14 protein-coding genes and 1 pseudogene are annotated in these 18,384 nt (G+C 74.7%); 10 read left to right on the top strand and 5 right to left on the bottom strand.

The features are described 5' to 3' along the window. Window position 1 precedes the first annotated feature (1 nt). The 3 genes from PP1_RS04590 to PP1_RS04580 all read left to right on the top strand — a co-directional run bounded on the left by PP1_RS04590 (window position 2) and on the right by PP1_RS04580 (window position 4,538). A complete protein-coding gene (locus tag PP1_RS04590; protein WP_010240303.1) occupies window positions 2-2,506 on the top strand; it encodes an ATP-dependent Clp protease ATP-binding subunit in 2,505 nt (834 codons plus the stop codon). Between the two features lie 86 nt (window positions 2,507-2,592). Then, entirely contained in the window at window positions 2,593-3,528 is a 936-nt protein-coding gene (locus tag PP1_RS04585) for a cation diffusion facilitator family transporter (RefSeq protein WP_010240302.1), read from the top strand. Window positions 3,529-3,731: 203 nt separating this feature from the next. Beyond that, window positions 3,732-4,538 (top strand): alpha/beta fold hydrolase, encoded by an 807-nt coding sequence (locus PP1_RS04580; protein WP_075314158.1) that lies wholly within the window; start codon window positions 3,732-3,734, stop codon window positions 4,536-4,538. A 20-nt stretch (window positions 4,539-4,558) separates the two neighbouring features. Here PP1_RS04580 and PP1_RS04575 read toward each other — a convergent pair whose 3' ends face one another. Next, a complete protein-coding gene (locus tag PP1_RS04575) occupies window positions 4,559-8,068 on the bottom strand; it encodes an ATP-binding cassette domain-containing protein (protein ID WP_212592098.1) in 3,510 nt (1,169 codons plus the stop codon). A 62-nt stretch (window positions 8,069-8,130) separates the two neighbouring features. Beyond that, on the bottom strand, window positions 8,131-8,850 hold the full coding sequence (locus PP1_RS04570; RefSeq protein WP_010232316.1) for a helix-turn-helix domain-containing protein: 720 nt from the start codon (window positions 8,848-8,850) through the stop codon (window positions 8,131-8,133). Window positions 8,851-8,999: 149 nt separating this feature from the next. On the opposite strand from PP1_RS04570, the gene PP1_RS04565 reads away from it, so the two are divergent. The 5 genes from PP1_RS04565 to PP1_RS04545 are packed head-to-tail and all read left to right on the top strand — an operon-like array spanning window position 9,000 to window position 13,367. Beyond that, window positions 9,000-9,806 carry an SDR family oxidoreductase gene (locus PP1_RS04565; protein WP_033199827.1) on the top strand — a complete coding sequence of 269 codons (807 nt, stop codon included), beginning with the start codon at window positions 9,000-9,002 and terminating at the stop codon, window positions 9,804-9,806. 37 nt (window positions 9,807-9,843) lie between these two features. Next, window positions 9,844-10,680: a mycofactocin-coupled SDR family oxidoreductase gene (locus PP1_RS04560; protein WP_010232312.1), complete on the top strand. Its 837-nt coding sequence runs from the start codon at window positions 9,844-9,846 to the stop codon at window positions 10,678-10,680. A gap of 13 nt (window positions 10,681-10,693) precedes the next feature. Next, window positions 10,694-11,506, top strand: coding sequence for a mycofactocin-coupled SDR family oxidoreductase (locus tag PP1_RS04555; RefSeq protein ID WP_010232311.1), 813 nt, complete (start codon window positions 10,694-10,696; stop codon window positions 11,504-11,506). Then, window positions 11,503-12,402: an AAA family ATPase gene (locus tag PP1_RS04550; protein WP_075301432.1), complete on the top strand. Its 900-nt coding sequence runs from the start codon at window positions 11,503-11,505 to the stop codon at window positions 12,400-12,402. The genes PP1_RS04555 and PP1_RS04550 overlap by 4 nt, the downstream gene beginning before the upstream one ends. Beyond that, window positions 12,399-13,367 carry a vWA domain-containing protein gene (locus PP1_RS04545; RefSeq protein ID WP_249265971.1) on the top strand — a complete coding sequence of 323 codons (969 nt, stop codon included), beginning with the start codon at window positions 12,399-12,401 and terminating at the stop codon, window positions 13,365-13,367. Before PP1_RS04550 ends, PP1_RS04545 begins: the two co-directional genes overlap by 4 nt. A gap of 165 nt (window positions 13,368-13,532) precedes the next feature. Here the strand turns inward: PP1_RS04545 and PP1_RS04540 are convergent. Beyond that, a pseudogene (locus PP1_RS04540) lies at window positions 13,533-14,960 on the bottom strand (RNA polymerase sigma factor); the annotation flags it as partial. Window positions 14,961-15,192: 232 nt separating this feature from the next. Here PP1_RS04540 and PP1_RS04535 point away from each other — a divergent pair. Next, window positions 15,193-16,026, top strand: a complete 834-nt coding sequence (locus PP1_RS04535; protein ID WP_010223996.1) for an inositol monophosphatase family protein — start codon at window positions 15,193-15,195, stop codon at window positions 16,024-16,026. 7 nt (window positions 16,027-16,033) lie between these two features. Here PP1_RS04535 and cei read toward each other — a convergent pair whose 3' ends face one another. Both cei and PP1_RS04525 read right to left on the bottom strand, forming a co-directional pair. Next, window positions 16,034-16,669 (bottom strand): envelope integrity protein Cei, encoded by a 636-nt coding sequence (cei, locus tag PP1_RS04530; RefSeq protein ID WP_010223994.1) that lies wholly within the window; start codon window positions 16,667-16,669, stop codon window positions 16,034-16,036. Then, on the bottom strand, window positions 16,669-17,763 hold the full coding sequence (locus tag PP1_RS04525; protein WP_010223991.1) for a phosphotransferase family protein: 1,095 nt from the start codon (window positions 17,761-17,763) through the stop codon (window positions 16,669-16,671). The genes cei and PP1_RS04525 overlap by 1 nt, the downstream gene beginning before the upstream one ends. Window positions 17,764-18,080: 317 nt before the next feature. On the opposite strand from PP1_RS04525, the gene PP1_RS04520 reads away from it, so the two are divergent. Continuing rightward, complete coding sequence (locus PP1_RS04520; RefSeq protein WP_010223990.1) at window positions 18,081-18,383, top strand: DUF4193 domain-containing protein; 303 nt, start codon at window positions 18,081-18,083, stop codon at window positions 18,381-18,383. Window position 18,384 lies beyond the last annotated feature (1 nt).

Genomic DNA, 18,384 nt, shown 5'->3' with positions numbered 1-18,384 from the left:
CATGACCGGCTTCTTCGGCCCGGGCGACCCGCGTGGACCCGTCCACCGGATCGACCTGACCCGCCTGATGAGCGCGGGCGCGCGGGAGATCATGGCCCGCGCCGCGCAGGAGTCCGTGCAGCGCGGGGACACCGATCTGGACGCCACGCACATCCTCCTCGCGTGCGCGCGCAGCGAGACGACCCGGCGGTGGATCACCCGGGCAGGCGGCGATCCCGACGCCATCGCCCGCACGCTGGAGGAGCGGCTCCCGCGCCCCGGGGCCGAGGTCGACCCGAGCCGGCCTCCGTCGCTGACCCCGTCGGCGAAGCGCGCGCTGCTCGACGCCCACCAGGTCTCGCGGTCGCTGGGGTCCACCTACATCGGACCCGAGCACCTGCTGCTGGCCCTCGCCGCGAACGAGGAGTCCGCGGCGGGACGGCTGCTCGCCCGGTCCAGGTTCAGTCCCGGCTCGATGACCACCGGTGGTGGCACCCCGGCCCCGCAGGCGGGGCCGCCGGGCGGCGGGACGGCCGCGGAGCAGGAGCCGACGTCGACCCCGACCGTCGACCAGTACGGCCAGGACCTCACCGTGGCCGCGCGCGGCGGGCGGCTGGACCCGGTGATCGGCCGCGAGGAGGAGATCGAGCAGACGATCGAGGTCCTCTCCCGGCGGACCAAGAACAACCCCGTCCTGATCGGCGAGGCGGGTGTCGGCAAGACCGCCGTCGTCGAGGGCATCGCGCAGCGCATCGCGGACGGCGAGGTCCCCGACACCCTGCGCGGCCGCCGGGTCGTGCAGCTGGACCTGGCCGGTGTGGTCGCGGGCACGAAGTACCGCGGCGACTTCGAGGAGCGGATGCGGACCCTGATCGAGGAGATCCGCGAGCACTCGAACGACCTCGTCGTGTTCATCGACGAGCTGCACACCATGGTCGGCGCCGGTACCGGCGGCGGCGAGGGCGGCGGCGCGATGGACGCCGGCAACCTGCTCAAGCCCGCCCTGTCCCGCGGCGAGCTGCACGTCATCGGCGCGACGACGCTCGACGAGTACCGCCGCTACATCGAGTCCGACTCGGCCCTCGCCCGCCGGTTCCAGCCGGTGCTCGTGCCGGAGCCGTCGATCGAGGACTCCGTCGCGATCCTGCGCGGGCTGGCGGACCGCTACGAGGCCCACCACCAGGTGCGCTACACGCCGGAGGCGCTGCGCGCCGCGGTCGAGATGTCCGACCGCTACGTCACCGAGCGTTTCCTGCCCGACAAGGCGATCGACCTGCTCGACCAGGCCGGCGCCCGGGTGCGGCTGCGTACCCGCACACCGACCGTGGACCACCGCGAGATCGAGCAGCAGATCGACCAGCTGACCCGGGACAAGGACCAGGCCGTCGCGCACGAGGACTACGAGCGGGCCTCGCAGCTGCGCGACGAGATCACCGTCGCCCGGGACAAGCTGTCCGCCGACCCGGCGGACCCGCAGGGCAAGGCGCCGGTGGTCGGTGTCGACGAGATCGCCGAGGTCGTCTCGCGGGCGACCGGCATCCCGGCCACCCAGCTCACGGAGGCCGAGCGGGACCGGCTGCTGCGGCTGGAGGACGAGCTGCACCGTCGCGTCGTCGGGCAGGACGCGGCCGTCACCGCGGTCGCCGAGGCGATCCGGCGCTCGCGCTCCGGTCTCGGGGACACCGACCGGCCGGTCGGCAGCTTCCTGTTCCTCGGCCCGACCGGCGTCGGGAAGACCGAGCTGGCACGGGCGCTCGCCGTCGCGCTGTTCGGCGAGGAGGACCGGATGGTCCGCCTCGACATGAGCGAGTACGGCGAGAAGCACACCGTCGCGCGGATGGTCGGCGCCCCGCCCGGCTACGTCGGCTACGGCGAGTCCGGCGAGCTCACCGAGGCCGTCCGCCGCCGGCCGTACTCGGTGCTGCTGCTCGACGAGGTCGAGAAGGCGCACCCCGACGTGTTCAACACCCTGCTGCAGGTACTCGACGACGGCCGGCTCACCGACGGCCAGGGACGCACCGTCGACTTCCGGCACACCGTGATCATCATGACGTCGAACGTCGGGTCCGAGCTGATCACCGGGCACGGCATGACCCTCGGGTTCGGCTCGGCGGCCTCGCAGGAGTCGACGGCCTCCGAGCGCGAGGACGCGGTGCTCCGCGAGCGGCTCACCCCGCGGCTGCGCGAGGTGTTCCGGCCGGAGTTCCTCAACCGGATCGACGAGACCATCGTGTTCCGCAGGCTCGACACCGAGCAGCTCACCGAGATCACCGGGCTGCTGCTCGACGACACCCGGGAGCGGCTCGCCGCCCGCGAGATCGGTTTCGAGATCTCCGGCGACGCCGTCCGGCTGCTCGCCGAGCGCGGCCACCAGCCGGAGTTCGGGGCCCGTCCGTTGCGCCGGACGATCCGGCGGGAGCTCGACAACCCGCTGTCGTCGATGCTGCTGGACGGCCGGATCGGCCCCGGGACGACCGTCCGGGTCGGGGTGCGGGACGGCGAGCTGGAGATCGACGCCGCGGCGTAGTCCACCCGTCCCACCGGTCAGGTGCCGATCAGCCGGAGCCTCATCCGTTTAGACATGCGAATACGTGCATGTATAGGGTGTCGTGCATGGGTCACGGACACGGTCACGGCGGGCAGCCGCACGGCGGCCACGGGCACGCCGGTGCGGGGACCGACCGGCGGCGGCTGGCGGTCGCGCTCGGCGTCACCCTGGTGACGGCGGTGCTGGGCGCGGCCGGGGCGGTGCTCACCGGCTCGCTGGCACTGCTCGCGGACCTCGGGCACCTGCTGACCGACGCCGGCGCGCTCGTCGCCGCGCTCATCGCCACGATCCTCGCGGCCCGGCCGGCGACCGCCCGGCGGACCTACGGGATGGGCCGGGCGGAAGTGCTGGTCGCGGCGCTGAACGCGCTGACGCTGGTGGCCGTCGTCGTCTGGGTGGCGGTCGAGGGCGTGCAGCGGCTGTTCGAGCCGGTCGAGATCCCCGGCGTCCCGCTGCTGGTCATCGGTGCGCTCGGCCTGGTCGGCAACCTGGTCTCGCTGGCCGTGCTGTCCGGCGGGGACCGCGGCAACATGAACATGCGCGGCGCCATGCTGCACGTCCTCGGCGACGCGCTCGGCTCCGTCGGCGTGCTCGCCGCGGCCGTGGTGCTGATGACGACCGGCTGGCCCTGGGCCGACACCGTCGCGTCGCTGTTCATCGTCGCGCTGATCCTGCCGCGCGCGGTGTCGCTGCTGCGCGAGGCGGCGCACGTGCTGCTGGAGGGTGCCCCGAAGGGCGTCGACGCCGACGAGGTCCGCGACGCACTGCTCGCACTGCCCGGGGTCACCGAGGTGCACGACCTGCACCTGTGGGCGATCAACGACCGGACCCCGGCGATGTCGGCGCACCTCGTCGTCGCCGAGGAGCACTCCGTGCACTGCGGGGACGCGTCGGTGCTCGACACCGCGACGCACGTCCTGCGGGAGCGGTTCGGGCTGGACCACTCGACCCTGCAGGTCGAGCACGCGGCCCACGTGGGGCACGAGAACCACTGCGGCTGAGGACCGAGCGCCTCGGGGCGTCCGGGGGAACGGTGGCCGTCGTGCCCCACCGGTCCCTGCGCTGGAATCGCTGCGCGAGGAAGCGATTTCGGAGAGGGCACTGAAGGCGGCACTGAAGGCGGCACTCAAGGCGGCACCGACGACCGATCGGCCGACGACGGCCTCGACGGGGCCGGGCACACCGCCGGACTACCGTGGTCCCCATGATCCAGAGCGTGGGCCCGGGGGAGCGGGCGGTCGCGCCGGACGGCACCCGCATCGGGTTCGACGTCCGCGAGCCGGACGGCTCCGGGCCCGGCGAACCGCTGGTGCTGCTGGCCGGGCAGGCGAACAGCCGCGCCTGGTGGGACACGGTCCGGTCGTCGTTCGGCGGGTACCGCACCGTCGTCCTGGACCATGCCGGCACCGGGACCAGTGACGACGCCGGCGACGACGGATGGAGCACCCGCCGGTTCGCCGGTGACGTCGTCGCCGTCCTCGACGCGGCCGGGATCGGTCGGGCGCACGTCTACGGCACGTCGATGGGCGGGCGGATCGCACAGTGGCTCGCCGCCGACCACCCGGGACGCGTCGGCGCGCTCGTGCTCGGCTGCACCACCGGCGGCGGCGCGGGCGCCGTCCCCGCCGACCCGGCCGTGCTCGAGCGGCTCGCCGACCCGGCCACCGGCGCGCGGGAGCTGCGCCGGCTGATGGCCGGTCCGGACCGGACCGGCCCGCTGCCGGTGCTCGGCGACCCCCGCATGAGCCGGCGGGCCCGCGCCGGTCACCGGCGCGCCAGCGCGCAGCACGACGCCTGGGACGTCCTGCCCGGCGTCACCGCACCGACGCTCGTCCTGCACGGCGCAGGCGACGAGTTCACCCCGCAGGAGAACGGCCGTCGCCTCGCCGGGCGCATCCCCGGCGCCGCGTTCGTCGCGTTCGACGGTGCCCGGCACGCGTTCTTCCTGGAGGAGCGCGCCACAGCGGAAGTGCAGCGGTTCCTCGCGGCGCACCCGCTCCCACCGGGCTGACCGGGCCCGGCGGCCGCGGCTCAGCCCGCCAGGTGCGACCAGCGCGCCGCCAGCTCCGACCAGGGGCCCTCGTCGGCGACCCGGCCCCGCTCCAGCACGACGACCCGGTCGGCCCGGGCCAGCGCGGCCCGTTTCGTGCTGGCCCCCACGACCGTCCCGCCCCGGCGTCGCAGCGCCGCCCACAGCTCGATCTCGGTGCGGACGTCGAGCGCCGACGACACGTCGTCGGCGACGATCAGCTCCGCGCCGGTGGCCAGCGCCCGCGCCATCGCGAGCCGCTGCACCTGCCCGCCGGAGAGCCGGATTCCCCGGTGCCCGACGACGGCGTCCGGCCCGCCCGCCGCCTCGACGTCGCGCCCGAGCCGAGCGTCGTCGACGGCGGCGGCGACCGGCCGCCGGTGGCCGAGCGCCACGTTCTCGCCGAACGTCCCGGACAGCACCCGGGGGACCTGGCCGACGTAGGCGACCTGCCCGGGACGCAGGAACCGCTGCGGATCGGACACCGCGCGCCCGTTCCACCGGATCACGCCCTCGTGCGCGACCAGGCCGGCGAGGCCTGCCAGCAGGCTGGACTTGCCCGACCCGACCTCACCGGTCAGCAGCACCAGCGCACCGGCGTCGATGTCGAGGTCCACCCCCTCGACGCCGACGGTGCCGTCGTGGTGGACGGCCGTGACCTTCTCCAGGCTCAACCGGCGCAGCGGCTCCCGCGGTGCGGGCTCCGGTTCCGGCGCGGCGCCCGACACCAGGTCGACACCGTCGGGCAGCCGGGTGAGGTCCGCGGGCCCGGCGAACGGGGCGACCGCGCGCAGCCAGCGCCGGGCGATCGGCGCCTCGGTGACCGCGGCCGCGCACACCTGGCCGAGGAACCCGGCACCACCGAGCGCCGTCGACAGCAGCAGCGCCGTCGCGAGGGTCCAGCCGCCGGTCAGGTACACCGACCAGGTCAGGACGACCGCGGCCTGCATCAGCAGGCCGGGCACGCCCTCGAGGAGCGTGCGGACCCGGTACTCGCGCACGGTGGCCCGGACCCGATGCGCGTCCACCCGGCCCAGGTGCGCCCGCACCGCACCGGTCGCGGCGGCGAGCTTCACCGTCCGCACCGACTCCAGCGCCGACCCCAGCGCCGTGCCGAACCGTGCCCGGGCGTCGGCCGCGACCCGCCCGGCCCGCCCCGCGAACGGGGCCCCGAGCGCCGCGACCGCCGCACAGAGCGCGAGGAAGCCGCCGATGACGAGGGCGGCCCGGACGTCGCCGGACACCAGCCCGGCCACGACCACCACGAGGACGGCGTTGGTGACGTCCACCCAGCGGTCGACGTAGAGCACCATCCGGTCCGAGTCCAGGGCACGGGCGACGACCTCACCGGCGGGTGCCCGCCCGGAGTGGTGCTGCATGGTCTGGCCGCGGAGCACCGCCAGCCGCAGCCGCAGGGTCACCGCCGACCACCAGCGCGGGTACGTCCGGAACGCGACCGCGATCCACAGCGGGAACAGCAGCAGGACCCCGGTGAGGCCCAGTGCCGGACCCCAGGGGGCCGCCCCGGACTGCAAGGACTCCGCGACCAGTCCCCACAGCCAGCCCGTCACGACGCCGGTCGCGCCGGCGAGCGTCGCCAGGGTGAACATCAGGCCGCCGGTCAGGCCCCACCGCTTGTGCGCGAACGCCAGCCGCAGCACGGTCCGCCACAGCGCGGGCGGGCGCGGGCCCTGCTCCGCCGTGACCGTGCGGCGGGCGCTGCGGTGGAGGAGGGGGGTCTCCAGCGTCGCCGTCGCCCCGGGCCGCGTCGCGGTCGCCGTCGCGGTGTGACCGCCTCCGTGGGCGACGTGCCCGAGCACCTCGCCACCGGTCCCGCCGTCGTCGTCACGGTCCGCGGCGAGCAGGTCGGCGTAGCGGCCCGGCTCGACGGCCAGCCGCTCCCGGGCACCGTGCTGCAGGAGCCGGCCGTCCTCCAGGACGGCGACGGCGTCGGCCCGCCGGATCGTCGACAGCCGGTGCGCGACGACGATCCCGGTCCGGTCCGCCAGCAACGCCCGCGACGCCCGGGTCACCCGCATCTCGGTGCGCGGGTCCATCCGGGCGGTCGCCTCGTCGAGAACGACCACCGCGACGTCCCGGACCAGCAGCCGGGCGAACGCCACCAGCTGCTCCTCACCCGCCGACAGCGTCACCCCGCCGCTGCCGAGCCGGGTGTCCAGCCCGTCGGGCAGGGCGGCGACCCACTCGTCGAGCCCCAGCGCGGACACCGCCCGCTCGATCGCGGAGCGCGGCACCGCGGGATCGTGCAGCGCGACGTTCTCCGCCAGCGACGCCGCCAGGATCTCGGTGCGCTGGGTGACGACGCCGACCGCACGCCGCAGGTCGTCGAGACCGGTGTCGCGGACGTCCTGCCCGCCGACGAACACCTGCCCCCGGTCCGGCTCGACCGCCCGCGACAGCACCTTCGCCACCGTCGACTTGCCGGACCCGGTCCGGCCGAGCAGCGCGCACGTCGTGCCGGCCGGGACGTCGAGATCGATCCCGCCCAGCCGGAACCCGCCGTCGTAGCCCGCGGTGAGCCCGCGCAGCCGGACGCCGGCCGGGCCGGACGGCACCGGGCGCCCGCCCGCGGGCTCCTGCTCGGCCCGCAGCAGCGACGCGACCCGGGTGAGCGCGCCGACCCCGGCCTGGATGTCCGGCATGCGGTCGACGATCGCGTCCACCTGCGACACGAACGCGGTCACCAGGATCCACAGCGACACCAGCGCCGCGACGCCCCCGGGGTCGCCCGCCACGAGCCAGACCCCGCCGACCGCGACCACCCCGAGCAGGGCGTGCGCGACGAACCCGGTGCGCAGCCCGACGGTCGTCGCGGTGAGGCTGACGACCTGCACCCGGCGCAGCACCTCGGCCGCCCGGGCCGCGGACCCGGCGATCACGTGCGGCTGGCCCAGCGAGGTACGTACGTCGTCCTGCCCGGCGATCGCCTCCTCGAGCTGGGCGGAGTGGTCCGACCAGGCGACCTCCTCGGCGACCTTGGCCCGCGCGATCACCCCCGTCAACGGCCGCGCCACGAGCACGATCAGGCCCGCCACCAGCGGGAACGCGATCCAGGCCGGCCAGAACACCAGACCGGCGACGATCCAGGCGAGGACCGAGCGGAGCAGCGCGCGCCCGGTCTCCCACCCGATCCGGCGGAACAGCTGGGCGAGCTGGCGGGAGTCGTCGTCGACGCGGTCGAGCAGCTCACCGACCGCCTGGTCCTCGAGGCGCGGGAGCGGCTGGCCGAGCGCGGCGTCGAGCAGGTCGGCCCGCAGCCGGCCCTCGGCCCGGCTGACGACCGTGGAGAACAGCACCCGGCCCGCGGTGTCCAGGACGGCGGAACCGAGCAGGAGGACCGCGAGCACACCGACCAGGGCGGACGTCGGTCCGGCCGCGACCTCGCCGACCACGGTCGCGGCGACCGCCTCCGCGACGGCGGCGACCACCGCCGCCGTCACCGCGACGGCCGACGCCGCCCCACCCAGCCGTCGCCACGACAGCGCGCGCACCCTCGACACCCCCGGAGACGGACCGCGGTACGGGATCTCCGGCGCCGGTCCGGAGATCGACGCTAGCCGGGACCCCCGACGGTTTCCGCCGGTTTTCGGTCCGGGCAGAGCGCAGCGATGTCACGCAGCCGTCCACGCAGGTCCGCGTTCTGCACCAGCTGCTCGACGAGCACACCGAGCAGGTCGGCGACCGCCCCGACGACCTGCAGCTCGCCGGGCAGCGGGGCGCGGCCGGGGCGCGTCACGAGGAACAGGGCACCGTGCACGCGGTCGGGGGCGCGGACCCGGACGGCGACACCGTGCCCGGGTGACCGGGCGTCGGGGAACCCGGTCACCCGGGGGCCGAACAGCCGGGGCCCACCGGACTGCAGGGCCTCCGTCACGGGCGCGGGCGGTGCCGAGGAGGCCAGGCGCTCGGCGAGCCAGCGGGGGACGCCTGCGGTGCCCGCGAGCTGCCACCGGCCGTCGTCGTGGAGGTAGAACCCCGCGCACTCCGCGTCGAGCGAGCGGGCCAGCGGGCGCACCGCGTCCCGGACGACGGCGGTGAAGGTCGCGTCCACGGCGGTGGCGGCCCGCCCGGCCGGGCGGGGACCCGGGTCCGGTCGCAACGGGACACCGGCCCCCAGGTAGCGCTCCAGCTGCCCGGCCGAGTAGCGGCGGTGCCCGCCGGGCGTGCGCGACGGCGTGATGACGGCCGCGCTCTCGGCGGCGAGCAACGTCGTGCGGCTGATCCCGAGGATCCGGCAGGCCTCACTCACCGAGAACCAGCGGTCCGACTGCATGCGAGCCCCCATCCCACCGGAACCGTCCGGGAACGATTCGTCCGGATTCCCCCACCGGTGCTACACCTCACATACCGGGTCTGTCGACGGGGACGGCTCGCGGATCCGTACGGATCCGGACGGTTCCGCATGTTTCGGGGGTGGCGGCGATGGCACCCGATCTGACCGGTCAGGTCGCGCTGGTGACCGGCGGTGCGCGGGGGCAGGGGCGCGGGCACTGCCTGGCGCTGGCCGCCGCCGGTGCCGCGGTCGGCGTGCTGGACGTCTGCCGTGACCTGGACGTCCCGGCCTACCCACTCGCCACCGAGGACGAGCTCCGGGAGGTCGTCGCGGCGGTCACCGCCGCGGGTGGCCGGGCCGTGCCCCTGGTCGCCGACGTGCGCGACAGCGCCCGGGTCGGCGCGGCGGTGGAGACCCTCGTCGCGGAGTTCGGGCGGCTGGACATCGTCGTCAACAACGCGGCCGTCGTCACCAGCGCACCGTTCTGGGAGATCACCGACGCCGAGTGGGACGCCGTCGTCGACATCGGCCTCACCGGGACGTGGCGGGTCGCGCGGGCCGCGGCCGCGCACGTCCGCCGCTCGCCACGGGGCCGGATCGTCAACATCGCCTCCACCGGAGGGGTGCGCGCGGTGCCGGAGTTCGCGCACTACGTGGCGGCCAAGCACGGCGTCGTCGGGCTGACCAGGGCGATGGCGGTCGAGCTCGCCCCGGCAGGCGTCACGGTCAACGCGATCCTGCCGGGCGCCGTCGACTCGCCGATGCTGGCCGGTCTCGCCGACGAGCTCGGCCTCGCACCCGACGAGGTGCACAAGCGCTGGCTGCACGACCAGCTGCTCGCCGAGGTGCTGAGCATCGGCGAGATCACCGGCGCACTGATGTGGCTGCTCGGCGACGACGCACGGCGCGTCACCGGGCACTGCCTGGCGGTCGACGGGGGAGCGCTCGCCCGCTGAACGGACACCGACATCCACCGACGCTCGAGGAGGAGCGATGGGACGGTTCGACGGCAAGGTCGTTCTGATCACCGGGGGAGCCCGGGGGCAGGGGCGCTCGCACGCCCTGGCCTTCGCCCGGGAGGGCGCGGACATCGCGTTCTGCGACATCTCCGAACAGCTCGGCACGGTCCCGTACCCGACGTCGCGCCAGGCGGACCTCGACGAGACGGTGAAGCTCGTCGAGGAGCTCGACCGCCGGTGCGTCGCCGTGCGGGCCGACGTCCGGGACCGCGACCAGGTCCAGGACGTCGCCGACCGGACCCGCGCCGAGCTCGGCCGGATCGACGTGCTGCTGGCCAACGCGGGGATCTTCTCCTTCGGCACGGTCGCCGAGATGTCCGAGGACATGTGGCAGGAGATGATCGCGGTCAACCTCACGGGCGTCTTCCACGCGTTCCGGGCCGTGCTGCCCACCATGATCGATCAGGGGTACGGGCGGATCGTCGCGACGTCGTCGATGGCCGGGAAGATGGGCCAGGCCAACATCGCCCACTACGTCGCGGCCAAGTGGGGCGTGATCGGGCTGGTCAAGTCGACCGCGATCGAGGTCGCGGGCAACGGCGTCACGGTCAACGCGGTCTGCCCGACCGGCGTGGACACCGACATGATCCAGAACTCCGCCGCGTACGAGCTGTTCCTGCCCGGCACGGCGAACCCCACCCGGGACGACGCGGCCCCGGCGTTCCAGTCGCTGAACCACGTCCCGATCCCGTGGGTCGAGCCGGTCGACATCTCGAACACGATGCTGTTCCTGGCCTCCGAGGAGGCGCGCTACGTCACCGGTGAGTCCGTCGCGGTCGCGGCGGGCATGAACGCGAACAACGCTGCCTGAGAGGGGAACGACGATGCCCGGACGCCTGGAGGGAAAGGTCGCGCTGGTCTCGGGGGCCGCGCGCGGACAGGGCCGGTCGCACGCGGTGCGGCTGGCGGAGGAGGGTGCCGACGTCATCGCCTTCGACGTCTGCCACCCGCTCGACACCGTGCACTACCCGCTGTCGCGCCGCGAGGACCTCGACGAGACCGTGAAGCTGGTCGAGGAGCTGGACCGGCGGATCGTCGCCCGGGAGGCCGACGTGCGGGACACCGCCGCGGTGCAGGCCGTCGTCGACGCCGGGGTGGCGGAGTTCGGCCGGCTCGACATCGTGTGCGGCAACGCCGGCATCGCCGGGTTCGCCGACAACACGTGGTCGCTCACCGACGATGAGTGGGACGAGATGATCGGCGTCAACCTCACCGGGGTGTGGAAGACGGTCCGCGCCGCGGTCCCGGCGATGATCGCCGCGGGCAACGGCGGGGCGATCGTGCTCACCAGCTCGACGGCGGGGGTGAAGGGCATGAGCCGCACCGGTCACTACGTCGCCGCCAAGCACGGCGTCGTGGGGCTCATGCGCAACCTGGCGACCGAGCTGGCGCCGCACTCGATCCGGGTCAACACCATCCATCCGACCGGCGTGAACACGCCGATGGTCACCAACGACTACATCGGCGGGATCATCTCCGGGGACCCCTCGTTCGGCGAGAACCTGCAGAACATGCTGCCGGTGGAGATGGTCGAGCCGGTCGACATCTCGAACGCGGTCGTCTACCTCGCCTCGGACGAGGGCCGCTACGTCACCGGGACGATGCTGCCGGTCGACGCGGGGTTCCTGCAGAAGTGAGTGCGCGGGACGCGATCGCCCGCGCCGTGGTCGGACGCCGCCGTGAGCTCGATCTCGTGCTCGCGGCGGTGTCCGCCGGCCGGGACGTGATGCTGGAGGGCCCGCCCGGCGTGTCGAAGTCGACGATGCTGCGCGCGATCACCGCGCACTGGGGCGTCCCGTTCGTCCTCGTGGAGGGCAACGCCGAGCTCACCCCGGCCCGGCTGGTCGGGCACCACAACCCGGCGCGGGTGCTCCGCGAGGACTACTCGGTCGACAACTTCGTGCCGGGGCCGCTCGTGGGCGCCATGCAGGACGGCGGGTTCCTGTACATCGAGGAGCTCAACCGGGCCCCCGAGGACACCCTGAACGTGCTCCTCGCGGCCATGGCCGAGCGGGAGCTGACGGTGCCCCGGGTGGGGACGGTCACCGCGCTGCCGACCTTCCGGGTGCTGGCCTCGATGAACCCGTTCGACGACGTCGGCACCGCCCGGATCTCCGACTCGGTCTACGACCGCTGGTGCCGTCTCGTCGTCGGCTACCAGGACGCCGCCGAGGAGACCGAGATCGTGCGCGCCCGCACCGGGGTCACCGACGACGGGCTCGTCACCGACGCCGTCGCCCTCACCCGGGCGACCCGCTCGCACCCGGACCTGCGCCGCGGGTCGAGCGTGCGCGGCGCGATCGACCTGACCGCGATCGCGGTCGAGCTGCAGCGGCTCGGGAGCCATGACGGGGACCGTTCCCGGCTCGTGCTGGACGCCGCCCTGCTGGCGCTGTCCGCGCGGATCGCGGTGGACGACGCCGTCGACACCACCCCGGAGGAGGTGATCACCCGGATCTGGGAGGACCATTTTTTCTCCGGCCCCGGCGTGCGGCGCCGGGTCCCCACGTCCTGGACGTCGACGGTGCCGTGACCCTGCCCGCGGCCGACGAGCGGTCGCGGGCCCTCGCGCCGCTGCGCCGCAGGCCGAAGCAGCTCACCGCCGCGCCGGAGCTGTTCCGCACCGGGCCGGGCGCACCGGTCGTCGTCGAGCGGGTGGACGGGGACCGCGGCGACCCCGGCGACGGCGAGACCGGCGGACAGGGATCGCTCACCACGTCCCGCACCGCCCGGGCCCGGACCCTGTCCGAGCTGCTGGAGGACCGGCCACCCGACCGGGAGGTGACGGCGATGGCCCGCCGGATCGCCCGGCGCCTGGCCCTGCGGCGGCCCCGGGACCCGCGCGCGGCCCGTGGACGCGGGGCGCCCGCGCCGCAGCCCTACCGCTACCGGTCCGACGACATCGACCTCGACCGCACCGTGGAGGTGCTCACCGAGCGCCCGGTGCCCGAGGACACCGACATCGTCGTCCGGGAACGGACCGGCTCCCCGCGGGCGATCACGCTGGTCGTCGACGTCTCCGGGTCGATGCGCGGGGAGAAGGTGCGGATCGCCGCCGCGACGGTCGCGGCGCTGTCCGGCGACGCCGGGGCGACGGGGGACCGGCTCGCACTCGTCGCGTTCTGGTCCGACGCCGCCGTGCTGTCCCCGCTCGACGAACCCGCGACACCGGGGGTACTGCTCGACCGGCTCGTGCGGATCCCCGCCCGCGGGCTGACCGACGTCGGGTTCGGGCTGTCCGTCGCCCACGCCGAGCTCGCCGGGGCCCGGGAGCGGCGCCGGGTCGCGGTGCTGCTCAGCGACGTCGTGCACAATGCCGGGCCGGATCCGCGCACCGTCGCGCGGCGGTTCGGGGAGCTGCACGTGCTGCTGGAGACCGATGGCGAGCACGACGCCGCGCTCGGGCGGGACGTCGCACGGCTCGGGGGCGGACGGCTGGCCACGGTCCGCACGCACCGTGACGTGGCCCCCGCACTGAACCGGCTCCTGCGGAGCTGAGGTCCGACAGCCGACGCGGACGCTCACCGGACCCGGCCACGCTCACGCGATCGCCTGAGCGTTGCCGCAACCGGTGAGCGTCGTCGGCCGACCGCTGCCGCGACGGGGCCGGGAACGCGACAGGCCCCGCCGGTGGACACCGGCGGGGCCTGTCGGCGGGACGTGTCAGTCCAGGTAGTCGCGCAGGACCTGGGAACGGCTCGGGTGCCGCAGCTTCGACATCGTCTTCGACTCGATCTGGCGGATCCGCTCGCGGGTCACGCCGTAGACCTGGCCGATCTCGTCGAGGGTGCGCGGCTGGCCGTCGGTCAGCCCGAACCGCAGCCGGACGACGCCCGCCTCGCGCTCGGACAGCGTCGCCAGCACCGACTGGAGCTGGTCCTGCAGCAGCGTGAAGGACACCGCGTCGACCGCGACGACCGCCTCGGAGTCCTCGATGAAGTCACCGAGCTGCGAGTCGCCCTCGTCACCGATGGTCTGGTCCAGCGAGATGGGCTCCCGGGCGTACTGCTGGATCTCCAGCACCTTCTCCGGGGTGATGTCCATCTCCTTGGCGAGCTCCTCGGGAGTGGGCTCGCGCCCGAGGTCCTGGAGCAGCTCACGCTGTATACGGCCGAGCTTGTTGATGACCTCGACCATGTGCACCGGGATACGGATGGTGCGGGCCTGGTCGGCCATCGCGCGGGTGATGGCCTGCCGGATCCACCACGTCGCGTACGTCGAGAACTTGTAGCCCTTGGTGTAGTCGAACTTCTCGACCGCGCGGATCAGGCCCAGGTTGCCCTCCTGGATCAGGTCCAGGAACGCCATCCCACGGCCGGTGTAGCGCTTGGCCAGCGACACCACGAGCCGGAGGTTCGCCTCCAGCAGGTGGTTCTTCGCGCGCTCGCCGTCGCGGACGATCCAGCGCAGGTCGCGCCGCATCTGCGGGGAGAGCTTGTCGTTCGACTCGAAGAGCTTGCGGATGCGCTCCGCGCCGTAGAGGCCGGCCTCGATCCGCTTGGCGAGCTCGACCTCCTCCTCGGCGTTGAGCAGCGCCACCTTGCCGATCTGCTTGAGGTAGGCGCGGACCGAGTCGGCGGAGGCGGTGAGCTCGGCGTCCTTGCGGGCCTGCCGCAGCGCCTCGGACTCCTCCTCGTCCCAGACGAAGTCGGCCGACTTCTGCTGCGACGACCGGGTGGTCGGGGCGACCCGGTTCTTGCCGGTGTTGGTGTCGTCGTCCTCGTCGTCGTCGGACGCGTCCTCGGCGTCGACCTCCTGGGCCGCCTCGGCGATGTCGGCCTCGATGTCGGCTTCCTCGAGCTCGCCGTCCTCGATCTCGACGTCGCCGTCCTCGAGCTCGGCGTCCTCGCCGTCGGCCTTCTTCGTGGAGGCCTTCTTGGCGGCCGGCTTCTTCGGGCCGGTGCCGGGTGCGGCCTTCGTCGCGGTGCCCGGCTTGCGGGTGCGTGCGGCCGGCTTCTTGGCGGTCGCCGCCCCGGTCGTGCCGGCCGCGGAGGTGCGGCGGCTGCGGGGTGCGGTGCCCGACGTCGGCTCGATGGTCGAGTCGGTGCGTGCTGCGGAGTCTGCGGCTGCCACCTGGGCCCTCTCGCTACGTGCGCTGGAGTCGTTACTCGGGCCGGTCGCGGCGCACTCGTCGGGGGAGACGAGGCCACGGACCGCCCCGGAATTCTGTCCTGGCACCACCTCGGTCGCCGGCGTCGGTCGAAGGTCGCCGCGCGTCCCGGAGGTGGGGTCTGCGTTCCATTGTAACTGCGCACCGCGGGACGGGGCGCACCTCACGCCGCCCCGCGCGTCCGAGGGCCCGCGAACGTGGTCGGATGGAGCCGTGACGCCGCACGAGACCAGCGATCCCGCCACCCTGCGCGCCGTGGCCGAGCAGGTCGCCGCCGAGGCCGCAGAGCACCTGCGCACCCTGCCCGCGCCGCGGGACGGAGGAGTGTCGACCAAGTCCTCGCCGACCGACGTCGTGACCGAGTCGGACGCGTCGGTGGAGAAGTTCGTCCGGGACCGGCTCGCCGCGCTGCGGCCGGGCGACCCGGTCTACGGCGAGGAGGGCGCGGGCGACGCGGCGACCGCCCGCTGGGTCGTCGACCCCATCGACGGCACCGTGAACTACCTCTACGGCCTGCCCTGGTACGCCATCTCGATCGCCGCCGTCGCCGACGGCGAGTCGGTCGCGGGCGCGGTCGCCGAACCCGCGGCGGGACGGCTGTGGTCGGCCGGGCGGGGCCTCGGCGCGACCTGTGACGGCCGCCCGCTCGCCGTCGCGGGGACCACCGAGCTCGGGCAGTCGCTGGTCGGGACCGGGTTCGCCTACCGCGCGGAGCGCCGGGCCCGGCAGGCCCGGATGGTCGCGGCGATGCTGCCCGAGGTGCGGGACGTCCGCCGCGCCGGTGCCGCCGCGCTGGACCTGTGCGCCGTCGCCGCCGGCTGGCTGGACGGCTACGTGGAGCACGGCAGCAACTGGTGGGACTGGGCCGCCGGAGCGCTCATCGCCCGCGAGGCGGGCGCGCTGGTGCACATCACCGTCCCGCCCGGGGTGCGCTACCTCGGCGCCGACGGCGACGGGCTGGGCGACGACGTGTCGCTCGCCGCCGCACCGGGCATCGCCCGCGAGCTGGCCGGTCTCGCCCGCCGCAGCGGCGCCGCCGGGGTCTGACCCCGGCTCAGCTCGCGCAGGCCGACTCGCGGGCCTGGGCCATCAGTGTCGGGTCGGCACGGGCGCCGCCCTCGTTGCCCGGCGACGCCAGCTGGTCCAGCGCGTCCCGGGCACCCCGGCCCGGTGCGACGTCGGTGAACGCCGTCCCGACGACGACGTCGACCACCGGGCCCCGCCGGTCGTCCCGGATCAGCTCCACGCACGGCAGGGCCAGCGTCAGCGCGGCGGCCGCGGCCTCGCCGTCGGGCCCGAACCGCAGCTGCCCGATGCAGCCCAGGTCGCCGTCCGGGAACGCCGGGTCGTTGCCCGGGGAGCTCGCCTCGCCGAACTCCAGGTCCCGCAGCTGGGCGGACACCAGGTTCGCCTGCCCGCGCTGACCGCCCGCGTTGAGCACCTGGAAGCGCGCGTCGCGCGGCGCCGCCGCGCCGACGCCGTCCAGCTCGGTGCGGGTGATCTCGCTGCCCGGCAGCGACCCGGAGGCGGGGGCGGAGCAGTTCGTCGACGACGGCCCCTCGGACGCGGTGCTCAGCACGACGGTCCAGGTCACCACCAGGGCGGCGGCCAGCACCGCGGAGGTGATCACGATCGGCCGGCGCCTCCGGCGCTCGTAGGGCCGGGCGGAACGGGAGAGCGGCAGCCGCATCAGAAGGAGCCTCCGTCGAGCACGTGGTGGCCGAGCGCGACGAGCGGGCCGACCGAGCCGTCGAGGCCCTCCGCCATGTCCGCGGGGACCGAGCCCGCCCGGACCCGGGCGAGGATCCCGGCGAGGACCACGGCCAGCTTGAACGCGCCGAACGCGACGTACCAGGGCAGCGGGGTGACGTCGAGGCCGGTGCGGGCGGCGTAGGCCCGGACCAGCTCGTCGCGCCGGGGGAAGCCGGGGAGCGCGGTGGGGGAGGGCAGCGGCTGGGCGCTCGACCAGACCGCGTCGTCGCCGTCCTGCTGCCAGTAGACGAGCAGCAGGCCCAGATCGGCGAGCGGATCGCCGAGGGTCGACATCTCCCAGTCCAGGACGGCCAGGATCCGGCCCGGGTCACCGGCGTCGAACACGCAGTTGTCGAGCCGGTAGTCGCCGTGCACGATCGTGTGCCGCTGGGCGGCCGGGACGTCCTCGCCGAGCCGCCCGGCGAGCCGGGTGAGTTCGCTCTCGACCTCGGCGGAGACCGGGACCGGGTCGTCGCCGTCGCGGGCCGTCGCCCACTGGGTGCTCCAGCGGCGGATCTGGCGCTCCATGAACCCGTCGGGACGGCCGAAGCCCTCGAGCCCGACCGTGGCCGGGTCGACGGCGTGCAGCTCCGCCAGGACGTCGACGAGTGCCTCCCCGGCCGCCCGGCGCCCGGCCCCGGTCGCCGCCCAGCCCTCGGGCAGCTCGTCGAGCGGGACGACGCCGTCGACGAGCTCCATCACGAAACAGGGCGCGTCGACCGGGCCGCCGTCGCCGCCGTCGTGGGTGGCGAGAACGGCGGGCACCGGCACCGCGGTCGGGGCGAGCGCCGCGATCACCCGCTGCTCCCGGCCCATGTCGTGGGCGGTCGCCGCGACCGTCCCGACCGGCGGTCGGCGCAGCACGACCGCGCCGGCGGGGGAGGACACCCGGTAGGTCAGGTTCGACCGGCCCGCGCCGATCGGGGCCAGCTCGGAGTCCGCCCACCGCTCGTCGTCCAGGACCGTCGCGAGCCAGCGTCCGACCGCCGTGGGATCGGCGCCGGGGGTGGGCGTGCGGGCGCTCGTCGTCACGCCGACCGACCCTAGTGCGCGTGGCCGCCGGAGCCGTGGCGTGACACCCCGGGGGTCACCCGGGGGGACTCCCTGCGCGACCAGCCGGACCCTGGGTTACCCTGCCCGCCGCCGGTGGCGGACCGGTCCCTCCGGGACGGAAGCGAATCGATCACCGCCGAACCGCAGGCGGAGTGAGACCGGCGTCACTACCGCACCGGGCACAAACCCGGTCGCCGCGTCGTTCCCCTGCGGCACGCGACGACCGACAGATGCGAAGGACCTGCTGTTCAGCGGCGACCTGAACAGCACAGACGTGAATGGCAAGGGTGAGACCCATGGCGACCGACTACGACGCCCCGCGTCGCAACGAGGCCGATGAGATGGCCGAGGACTCGCTCGACGAGCTCAAGCAGCGCCGCAACGAGGCGCAGTCCGCGGTCGTCGACGTCGAGGAGACCGACACCGCGGAGAGCTACGAGCTCCCGGGTGCCGACCTGTCCGGCGAGGAGCTGACGGTGAACGTCCTGCCGAAGCAGGCGGACGAGTTCACCTGTGCCAGCTGCTTCCTGGTGCACCACCGGAGCCGGCTGGCGAGCACCTCCGGCGGGCAGTTCCTCTGCCGCGACTGCGCGGCCTGAC

It is taken from the genome of Pseudonocardia sp. P1 (assembly GCF_000178675.2).
Classification (GTDB): Bacteria; Actinomycetota; Actinomycetes; order Mycobacteriales; family Pseudonocardiaceae; genus Pseudonocardia.
Note: the sequence above shows the minus strand (reverse complement) of the source record. Positions and strands in the feature narration are given on the sequence as shown.

Excerpts from the sequence above, each read along its gene's own strand:
- PP1_RS04590 (WP_010240303.1), top strand. The coding sequence starts at position 2 with ATGACCGGCTTCTTCGGCCCGGGCGACCCGCGTGGACCCGTCCACCGG.
- PP1_RS04585 (WP_010240302.1), top strand. The coding sequence starts at position 2,593 with ATGGGTCACGGACACGGTCACGGCGGGCAGCCGCACGGCGGCCACGGG.
- PP1_RS04580 (WP_075314158.1), top strand. The coding sequence starts at position 3,732 with ATGATCCAGAGCGTGGGCCCGGGGGAGCGGGCGGTCGCGCCGGACGGC.
- PP1_RS04570 (WP_010232316.1), bottom strand. The coding sequence starts at position 8,850 with ATGCAGTCGGACCGCTGGTTCTCGGTGAGTGAGGCCTGCCGGATCCTC.
- PP1_RS04565 (WP_033199827.1), top strand. The coding sequence starts at position 9,000 with ATGGCACCCGATCTGACCGGTCAGGTCGCGCTGGTGACCGGCGGTGCG.
- PP1_RS04560 (WP_010232312.1), top strand. The coding sequence starts at position 9,844 with ATGGGACGGTTCGACGGCAAGGTCGTTCTGATCACCGGGGGAGCCCGG.
- PP1_RS04555 (WP_010232311.1), top strand. The coding sequence starts at position 10,694 with ATGCCCGGACGCCTGGAGGGAAAGGTCGCGCTGGTCTCGGGGGCCGCG.
- cei (WP_010223994.1), bottom strand. The coding sequence starts at position 16,669 with ATGCGGCTGCCGCTCTCCCGTTCCGCCCGGCCCTACGAGCGCCGGAGG.
- PP1_RS04520 (WP_010223990.1), top strand. The coding sequence starts at position 18,081 with ATGGCGACCGACTACGACGCCCCGCGTCGCAACGAGGCCGATGAGATG.